Source organism: Clostridium sp. NSJ-145 (genome assembly GCF_021044725.1).
Classification (GTDB): Bacteria; Bacillota; Clostridia; order Clostridiales; family Clostridiaceae; genus Clostridium; species Clostridium disporicum_B.
In genome coordinates, this window is sequence record NZ_JAJNOS010000032.1 from 1 (window position 1) to 8,977 (window position 8,977).

Sequence of the window (8,977 nt, forward strand, 5' to 3'; positions counted from 1 at the left end):
CCCATAGCATAAGCTAGTAAGACCCCTTGAAGAACACAAGGTTGATAGGTCAGAGGTGTAAGTGCGGTAACGTATTTAGCTGACTGATACTAATAGGTCGAGGGCTTGACCAATAAAAAATATAAAATTCATGTGCAATTTTCAGAGAATAAAATTCTTTGAAAAAAAGTGTTGACAAAAATTATGGTGGATAGTATAATAAGTATGTAAATCTGGTGATGATGGCGTAGAGGAAACACTCCTTCCCATTCCGAACAGGAAAGTTAAGCTCTACAGCGCCAATGGTACTGCACGGGAGACTGTGTGGGAGAGTAGGACGTTGCCAGGTAATAAGGATCTTTAGCTCAGTTGGTTAGAGCAACCGGCTCATAACCGGTAGGTCCGGGGTTCGAGTCCCTGAAGGTCCACCATTTTTGGGGGTATAGCTCAGTTGGGAGAGCACTTGCCTTGCACGCAAGGGGTCAAGGGTTCGACTCCCTTTACCTCCACCAAAGCTACGAAGTAATTCGTAGCTTTTTTATTTTGTAAAAATTTAATAAAATGTCGTAATATATCTAAAATTTGTGCATTTTATTTATGGGAATATAATAAAAATGAGATATAATTAATGTTATAGAGAGGTAATAAAATATTATTTAGAAATAATATTTAATATGGGGAGTTGAGTCAGGATGAATAATAGGGAAGAACTAGAATTGAGACTTAAAGAATTAAAATTAAAAAAGCGGGAATTAGTGTTAGCTAATAAAAATACGGACAAGATAGATAAAGACATTAAAAACATAGAAATAGAGATAGAGTTATTACTAGAAAATAAAGAATCTAAATAATAAAATGGAGCATAAAAAATAGAATAGTATTGTTATATAAGTATATAAATTAAATTATTATCATATATGTATAAATTTTAGCATATTAATTTCTTAGGTAATAATATTACCATAAATAAATGAGGAGGCAATCTTTATGATAAGAACTGTGGTATGCGAAAAAGAAGGTTGTAGCGGGAATACATTTTTTATAGAGACTGATAATAATAATCTTAAATTAACTTGTAAGAACTGCGGAAGTCAATATGAAATTGATATTAGCTATTATGATTTTACAATGTTATCGAATTGTTCCAAATGTAATAATGATACATTTAAAGTATTTAGAGATTTAGATAGAGAAGGAGTCTATGTTAAATGTGCTGAGTGTGGCTCTACACCAGAAAAGGTATATATAGATTCAGATGGAGTACAAGTTTCTTATGAAATTAAACTTTTAAGTGATATAAAAGAGGTTATGTATTTAATAGAACAAAGGGTTTGTAATTTAGAAATGAGAATTCAAGATTTAGAAAGAGGACAAAGTACTATTGAAGAATCTTTAGCATATGTAAATAAATATTTAATAGATAAAGTGTAAAAATAATTAGGAGAATAAAATGAGAAACAGAAGATTAATAATACGATGGATTGCGTTATTATTCTGGATGGGATTGATATTTTATATGTCAAATCAACCAGGAGATGTATCTAGTAAACAAAGTGGATTAGTATTGAAATTATTTCAGTTTATAGGAATAGATTTAAACAATGAATTAAGTGAGCTTGCAACATTTATAGTAAGAAAAACAGCTCATTTCACAGAATATTTTATATTGTATTTCTTAAGTATTAATGTTATGAAATGTTATTTAAATATAAAAAATACTATTTTTTATTCTTTTATATTTTCATTTTTTTATGCTTGTACGGATGAAATACACCAATATTTTATTCCAGGAAGGGCGATGGCATTTAGAGATGTTTTAATTGATTCAGCTGGAGCTTTATTAGCTATGATTATTGTAAATATAAAGATTAAGATAAATAAGAAAAAAGAGAATAAACTTAACGCAAGTTATTAATTAGTATACTAATTATAATTAAATATAAAAGTCTATTAATAGAATTATATTAGTAATAAATTTGAAGTTAAGTAAAAATGAATTAGAGCAAGGCTTGTACATAAGATTAATTATTGTGTGTAAGTCTTGTTTTTTTATAAATATTTAAATGAAAGTTAGTAATAATATGAACCACTTAATATATAAATTACTTACATAGGGTAATATTCAAATGATTACTCTTATATAAATTGGGAATAATTTTATAATAATTAGGAAAATTAATCATGAATAGGCAATTATGTATAAGTACTATTTTAGAATATAATTTCATAAAAATTAACTATATAATCAATAATATTTAGTAATTTAGATGAAAGCAATCCAAACAAATTCATATAAGAAAGGTGGGTGAAAGATAATACTACTATAAGTATTATCGATGTATTATGAAAGACTATAGCATTAAAAATCTAAGAAATGTAGGTTTAATAGGACACGGAGCTACAGGAAAGACATCTTTAGCAGAAGCACTATTATATTATGCTAATACCACTGACAGATTAGGTAAGATTGAAGATGGAACTACGGTAATGGATTATGATCAAGAAGAAAAGAGAAGAGGAATATCATTATCAACATCTATAGCTTATCTTGAAAATGGTGATACCAAGATAAATTTAGTTGATATGCCTGGATATTTTGATTTTCAGGGAGAAATGGTTCAAGGAATGAGAGCTGTGGACATTGCAACAATTGTTGTATGTGGTGTATCAGGAGTTCAAGTAGGAACTGAAAAAGCATGGGATTACTGCAATAAAATCAAATTACCAAGAGCATTTTTTATAAACAAGTTAGATAGGGAAAATTCTCACTTTGATAAAACCTTAGATGAATTAAAAGAAAAGTTTGGTATGAGTGTTGTTCCTATTCAATATCCAATAGGAAGAGAAAATGATTTTGATGGAATTGTAGATATAATTTCAAAAACTGCTATAAAAGTTGATAAGAAGACTTTAAAGTGTGAAAATATAGATATTCCAGAAGATTTAGTTGATAAAGTTGATGAATGTAAACAAATGTTAATGGAATCTATAGCTGAAACTGATGAGGAACTTTTAGATAAATATTTAAACGATGGTGAATTGAGTGATGAGGATCTTTACTCAGGATTAGTAAAAGGTTGTGCTCAAGGAGATATAGCACCAGTGTTATGTGGAAGTGCTACTAAGTTAGTAGGAATAAAATCATTTATAGATAATATAGTAAATTGTTTTCCATCACCGGAATATTCATTATCACAAAAAGCAAAAAATTCAAGCAATGGTGAAGAGGTTTTCATAAAAGTAGGAGATGATAAGCCATTTTCTGCGATGGTATTTAAAACTATAGCTGATCCATTTGTTGGCAAAATATCTTTATTTAAAGTAATAACAGGAAAGATAGATGGCGATGTTAACGTTTTAAATTCTAATAAGGAAAAAACAGAAAAATTAAATCATTTATTCTTTATGAGGGGAAAAAATCAAGTTCCAGTACAAGAAATAATTGCTGGAGATATTGGAGCAGTTGCTAAACTTCAATATACAGGTACTGGAGATACTTTATGTAGTCAAGATTTCAATATAATGTATGACAAGATTAATTTTCCAACAGCAGTAATGCCAATGTCTATTTTACCTAAGGCTAAAGGTGATGAAGAGAAGATATCTTTAGCACTGTCTAAATTATCAGAAGAAGATCCTGTATTTAAGGTTGAAAGAGATACAGAAAATGCAGAGACTGTAGTTTGGGGATTAGGAGAAACTCATTTAGAAGTTATAGCTAGTAGATTAAAAAATAAATTTGGAGCTGATGTTACGCTACAACAACCTAAGGTACCTTATAGAGAAACTATTAAAGGTAGAGCAGATGTCCAAGGAAAACATAAAAAACAATCAGGTGGGCATGGACAATATGGAGATGTTAAAATTATATTTGAACCAAGAAATGATGGAGAACTTGATTTAGAATTTGTTGATAAAGTAGTTGGAGGAGCTGTACCAAGAAACTTTATTCCAGCAGTTGAAAAAGGATTAAGAGATTGTTTATCAAATGGAGTTTTAGCAGGATATCCTGTTATAGGCTTAAAAGCAACTTTATATGATGGATCTTATCATCCTGTAGATTCATCTGAAATGGCATTTAAAATAGCAGCTTCAATAGCTTACAAAAAAGGATTAGAAGAAGCTAAACCTGTATTATTAGAACCTATTATGAGTGTGGAAATTTTAATACCAGACGAATATATGGGAGATGTAATGGGAGATATAAATAAGAAGAGAGGAAGAGTTATAGGTATGGAGCAAGAAGGAAAGCTTCAAAAAGTTATTGCTGAAGTCCCTATGGCTGAAATGTTTAATTATTCTACAGATTTAAGGTCAATGACCCAAGCAAGAGGAAGCTATGTAAGTAAGTTTGCTAGATATGAAGAAGTTCCTTCAACAGAAGTTTCTAAAATACTAGATGAAGCTAAGAGATTAAAGGAAGAAGCTTAATAAAAAAGCTACCTATATGGTAGCTTTTTTATTATTTTATGAATAAATAAATAATTCTTACATAAAATAATTATATGTAAAGAGTTTGTAAAAATAAGCTGCAAGAAATGGAGGTAAGATATGTCTGATTATAAGATGGATATAAGAGGAGCATTAGGACTTGGAGAATATAGTGATATTCATGATTATATGGGAATAGTTGATAAGAATGATAACTTTACTATAACATTAGATACGAAGAATAAACAGCATATAAGCATAATTACCTCAATGTTAAAAGAAAATGATTTTAATATTTTAGAGCAAGGAATAAGTAGTGGTGGAGATTATTATATAACAGCTAATAAATATAGATAGTACATAACTCTAAAGCACAACAATGCTTTAGAGATTTTTATTGTTAATTATTATATACCTTTATTTGTAAAGAGTATATAATTTAAATTAAGAATATTTAGATATGTGAGGAAGTTATAATATGAAAAATATAGATATCAATAAAGATCTGGAATATATTATTGGTGAAATTTTGATAAAAAATCACTTAACGATTTCCACAGCAGAATCATGTACGGGTGGTATGGTTGCAGCTAAATTAATATCATACCCAGGAATATCAGCTGCTTATTTAGAGGGATCTGTAACATATTCAAATGAAGCAAAGATAAGTAGACTAGGCGTAAGAGAAGAGACATTATTACAATATGGCGCTGTAAGTGAAGAAACAGCAAGAGAAATGGTTAATGGAATTGCAAAGGTAAGTGGATCAAAAGTAGCAATTTCAACTACAGGTTTAGCTGGGCCAGGAGGCGGGTCAATTGAAAAACCTGTAGGATTAGTATATATAGGAATATATTTAAATGGAGAAACAGTAGTGAAAAAATTTAATTTTACTGGAGAAAGAAATGAAATTAGAAAAGAAACTACAATTTCTGCGTTAAAGATGCTTATAGATTTATTAACTAAAAGAGGATATTTATAAAATAAAAAATAATCCCTCTAAATTTAAATGTTATTAAAGGGATTATTTTTGTATATAAATAAAATGGGGGAGAGGCGATTAATTATGAAGTATAATTTACTTCATTAAATATTATTAACAAATAAGATGAGTATTATACAATCTTAAATCAAATTATTACTATATTATCTATGTTGGGGAGGGAATTTATGAAGAAAATAAAAGAGGCTAATATTTATTTTTTAATAATTATGTTATTACAACTATTTTTACCAGTATATATACTTTTTAGAGCTTTAAATATAAATGATATAAGATGGATGTTAACAATAAATCACATAATAATTTTTATAGTACCAGCATTAATATACTTATTAATTACTAAGCAATCACCCAAAAAGGTATTAAGATTAAATAAACTGCATATAAAGGATATTTTTATTGTTATATGTTTAGCTTTTGTATGTCAGCCTATAATGACTTTCTTTTCTTTAATATCACAGTTCTTTTTTGAAAATGAGATAGGAAATTTTGTTGGAGAAATTGTAAATACTCCTTATTGGATATTATTATTATTGATAGCAGTACTTCCGGCAATAACAGAAGAAATAACAATAAGAGGTATAGTGTTATCAGGATATGATAATAAGAACATATATGTAGCTTGTATTGCAACAGGACTTTTATTTGGAATAATGCATTTAGATCCACAACAGTTTCTTTATGCTACAGCATTAGGATTTATTTTAGCATTAGTAGTAAGAATAACCAATAGTATTTTTGCTTCGGCAATAATGCATTTTATTATTAATGGAACATCAATAACTATACAAAAGATAGTATCATTTTTGCCATCTAATGTAGACTCTGAAATTAGTTTAAAAGCAATTTCATTAGGAGAAAAATTAATATTAACGTTTCAATATGGATGTATGGCAATATTATTCGCTTATATAGCATATCTTTTAATAAAGAAGCTTAAGAAGGATAATATAAAACGAGGAACAATAAGTAAAGAAATTTTCTATAGAAAAAACAATGAAGAAAATGTATTTAATATATATTTTATTTTTATAATAGTTATATATTTATTAGTTATGGTAAGACAAGTTACGTCAGGAAATATTTAAAAAATATACAAGCTTAAAAAATCTAAAGGTACTTATGCTTTTAAGCATTTTGTACTTTTAGATTTTTTAATTATTTAACCATCGAATTAGAGTTTGGAAAAATTGTTGAGAAATCATTTTTAGATATCCATCCTCTACAATTAATGTCGCTATCAATTGGAAGATTAACATAAAACCAAAGTAGATTATCTACTAATGCACTATCAAGAATTTTAACTTCCATTTTTATTGATAAGGTATTTAACTTAGGTGAATCTAGTGTCGGAGCTAGATATAACTTAGCACTTGTATTAGTTATCCCAATTTGAGAAGAAGGATTAATAAATTTAATATTTAGAGGCTTATCAATGGTCGCTAATGATCTATGTTGAGTTTTACATTTCCTAAGTTGATTAGAAGTAATCATTAATTGCTTTTTTACTTTAGCAAGCTGTTGATCATAATATAAATATACTCCTGCTATAGCAGATATAAGAATTATAAAAATTACGAATTGCAAATTAACCTCCGATATAAAGTGTTATATATTACAAGTATATTTTTATAATTACAAAAAATACATATTATAAAATTAAATAAATTTATTTGACATAATATAAGTTATTTGGTATAATTGTCTGTGTTAAGGCTCGATAGCTCAGTCGGTAGAGCAGAGGACTGAAAATCCTCGTGTCCCTGGTTCGATTCCTGGTCGAGCCACCAGGAAGCAACTTACATTCGTAAGTTGCTTTTTTCTATTTTTTCTAATTAATACTCAAATTTATTAGAATATTTTCATTTTAATATCAAGAGTAACTTAACTAGTATTTTATAATTATCCTAATGATATGAAATAAATAAAAATTATAAATATAAGGAACTAATTGGATATCTAATGCGTCTAATATGTATAAGCAATTGATAAATAATATTTAGGTAAAGTTAACTTTTAAGTAAGAAATTATTAATAATTATACTATATAATTTAAGTATAGAATTCTGAGGAGGTAATTATGGTTAAGTTTTTAGAAAAAATGATACTTTCAGATAAAGATTATGAATATTTAACTAAAGGAATAGCTATAGGGGTAGGCACTGGAGTTTTAGTTGGAGCTATTATAGGAAACATAACTTTAACTTTTGCTGCTGGTGGAGTAATTGGAATTTTATCAGCATTTATATATTCTATTTATAAAAGAAATAGAATTAGTGATTGAATATTAAAATATATACATAAATTTTACGATAAGAAGAGGTCGTTTAAATATACTGTAACTTAATTTTGAAAAAGATTAATCAAGTAATCAGTTTATTTAAGCGACCATTTTTTTATATATTTTCTATTTGCCAATCTATAGGAGTTTTATTTACTGATTCTAAAAAACTATTTGTTTTAGAAAATGGCTTAGTTCCAAAGAAGCCTCTAGATGCAGATAATGGACTAGGATGTACAGACGTAAGTATTAGATGTCTTTTATTTGTTATAAGGGATTTCTTTTTAATTGCATTATTTCCCCAAAGTATAAAAACTACAGGATCTTCTTTTTCGTTTACTAAGGAAATTATTTTATCAGTAAAGGTCTCCCAACCGATATTTTTATGAGAGTTAGCTTGACTAGCCCTAACAGTCAATGAGGTATTAAGGAGTAGAACACCTTGATCAGCCCATTTTTTTAAATAGCCATTGTTTGGTATATAGCATCCTAAATCTGATTTTAACTCTTTGTATATATTTAATAGGGAAGGGGGGATAGGTACATTAGGATTTACTGAAAAACTTAATCCATGTGCTTGATTAGGGCCATGATAAGGGTCTTGACCCAATATTACTACTTTAACATCTTTGTATGGAGTAAAATGCAATGCATTAAAAATATCATATTTATCAGGATAAATAGTATTCTCTTTATATTCTTTAGCCAAAAAACTCCTTAAAGATAAATAATAATCTTTATTAAATTCTTCTTCTAATAAGTCTTGCCAGTCATTATTAAGTATTTTTTTCATTAATATCACCTCAATAAATAATTTTACCTATATAGCATACAAGTATTATAAACTTACGAAATTAATAAAACAATAAAGAAAAATAATGTTTATTGGCAGAAACGCTACCTAGTATATCAATAATAGGAAAAATAAGAATTATAGAGAAAAAAAGAAAAAAATGTGGATAATGTAGAATAATTAAATTAAAATTGTGAATAATAATGTAGGAAGAATGTTAAGATAAATCTCGTCGCTGATGCGAAACAACAAAAACATAAGATAAAAAAGTGTTTGACAGTTGTTTTGATAAGTGATAAGATAAGTCTCGTTGCTAACGAAACTAAGTCAAAAAAACTTTGAAAAAAAGTTGTTGACATAAAGTTGAGTGGGTGATAAGATAAGGAAGTCGCTTGAAGCGATAACAAAATATGGTCTTTGAAAATTGAACAGAATATAGTTAAAATAAATCCAGCAATTCTTTTGAGAGTCTATTTAAAAAGACTCAAAG

10 protein-coding genes, 3 tRNA genes and 2 rRNA genes are annotated in these 8,977 nt (G+C 27.7%); 13 read left to right on the top strand and 2 right to left on the bottom strand.

The features are described from left to right. The 11 genes from LQE93_RS16315 to LQE93_RS16365 all read left to right on the top strand — a co-directional run. Positions 1 to 113: ribosomal RNA gene (locus LQE93_RS16315) — 23S ribosomal RNA — on the top strand; the annotation flags it as partial. A gap of 98 nt (positions 114 to 211) precedes the next feature. Continuing rightward, positions 212 to 328 (top strand): 5S ribosomal RNA (rrf, locus tag LQE93_RS16320). 5 nt (positions 329 to 333) lie between these two features. Further along, positions 334 to 410, top strand: a tRNA-Ile gene (locus LQE93_RS16325). Positions 411 to 415: 5 nt separating this feature from the next. After that, positions 416 to 491 (top strand) — tRNA-Ala (locus LQE93_RS16330). Positions 492 to 671: 180 nt separating this feature from the next. Further along, complete coding sequence (locus LQE93_RS16335; RefSeq protein WP_172675783.1) at positions 672 to 830, top strand: hypothetical protein; 159 nt, start codon at positions 672 to 674, stop codon at positions 828 to 830. A gap of 136 nt (positions 831 to 966) precedes the next feature. After that, positions 967 to 1,410: a hypothetical protein gene (locus LQE93_RS16340; RefSeq protein ID WP_231074530.1), complete on the top strand. Its 444-nt coding sequence runs from the start codon at positions 967 to 969 to the stop codon at positions 1,408 to 1,410. 19 nt (positions 1,411 to 1,429) lie between these two features. Beyond that, a complete protein-coding gene (locus LQE93_RS16345) occupies positions 1,430 to 1,894 on the top strand; it encodes a VanZ family protein (protein ID WP_231074532.1) in 465 nt (154 codons plus the stop codon). A gap of 428 nt (positions 1,895 to 2,322) precedes the next feature. Then, the gene (gene fusA, locus LQE93_RS16350) at positions 2,323 to 4,410 is read left to right on the top strand and encodes an elongation factor G (RefSeq protein ID WP_231074534.1); all 2,088 of its coding nucleotides are present in this window, start codon (positions 2,323 to 2,325) and stop codon (positions 4,408 to 4,410) included. A 120-nt stretch (positions 4,411 to 4,530) separates the two neighbouring features. After that, complete coding sequence (locus LQE93_RS16355) at positions 4,531 to 4,767, top strand: hypothetical protein (protein WP_055268448.1); 237 nt, start codon at positions 4,531 to 4,533, stop codon at positions 4,765 to 4,767. Positions 4,768 to 4,888: 121 nt separating this feature from the next. Then, positions 4,889 to 5,392, top strand: coding sequence for a CinA family protein (locus tag LQE93_RS16360; protein ID WP_055268450.1), 504 nt, complete (start codon positions 4,889 to 4,891; stop codon positions 5,390 to 5,392). Positions 5,393 to 5,580: 188 nt separating this feature from the next. Continuing rightward, complete coding sequence (locus LQE93_RS16365; protein ID WP_055268452.1) at positions 5,581 to 6,501, top strand: CPBP family intramembrane glutamic endopeptidase; 921 nt, start codon at positions 5,581 to 5,583, stop codon at positions 6,499 to 6,501. Between the two features lie 70 nt (positions 6,502 to 6,571). On the opposite strand, the gene LQE93_RS16370 is transcribed toward LQE93_RS16365, so the two are convergent. After that, complete coding sequence (locus LQE93_RS16370; RefSeq protein ID WP_070205711.1) at positions 6,572 to 7,000, bottom strand: hypothetical protein; 429 nt, start codon at positions 6,998 to 7,000, stop codon at positions 6,572 to 6,574. A gap of 127 nt (positions 7,001 to 7,127) precedes the next feature. Here LQE93_RS16370 and LQE93_RS16375 point away from each other — a divergent pair. Together LQE93_RS16375 and LQE93_RS16380 are read left to right on the top strand one after the other, a co-directional pair. Next, positions 7,128 to 7,203, top strand: a tRNA-Phe gene (locus LQE93_RS16375). A 290-nt stretch (positions 7,204 to 7,493) separates the two neighbouring features. Beyond that, the gene (locus tag LQE93_RS16380; RefSeq protein ID WP_055268454.1) at positions 7,494 to 7,697 is read left to right on the top strand and encodes a hypothetical protein; all 204 of its coding nucleotides are present in this window, start codon (positions 7,494 to 7,496) and stop codon (positions 7,695 to 7,697) included. Positions 7,698 to 7,809: 112 nt separating this feature from the next. Here LQE93_RS16380 and LQE93_RS16385 read toward each other — a convergent pair whose 3' ends face one another. Then, complete coding sequence (locus tag LQE93_RS16385) at positions 7,810 to 8,487, bottom strand: uracil-DNA glycosylase (protein WP_055268456.1); 678 nt, start codon at positions 8,485 to 8,487, stop codon at positions 7,810 to 7,812. Positions 8,488 to 8,977: the final 490 nt, after the last annotated feature.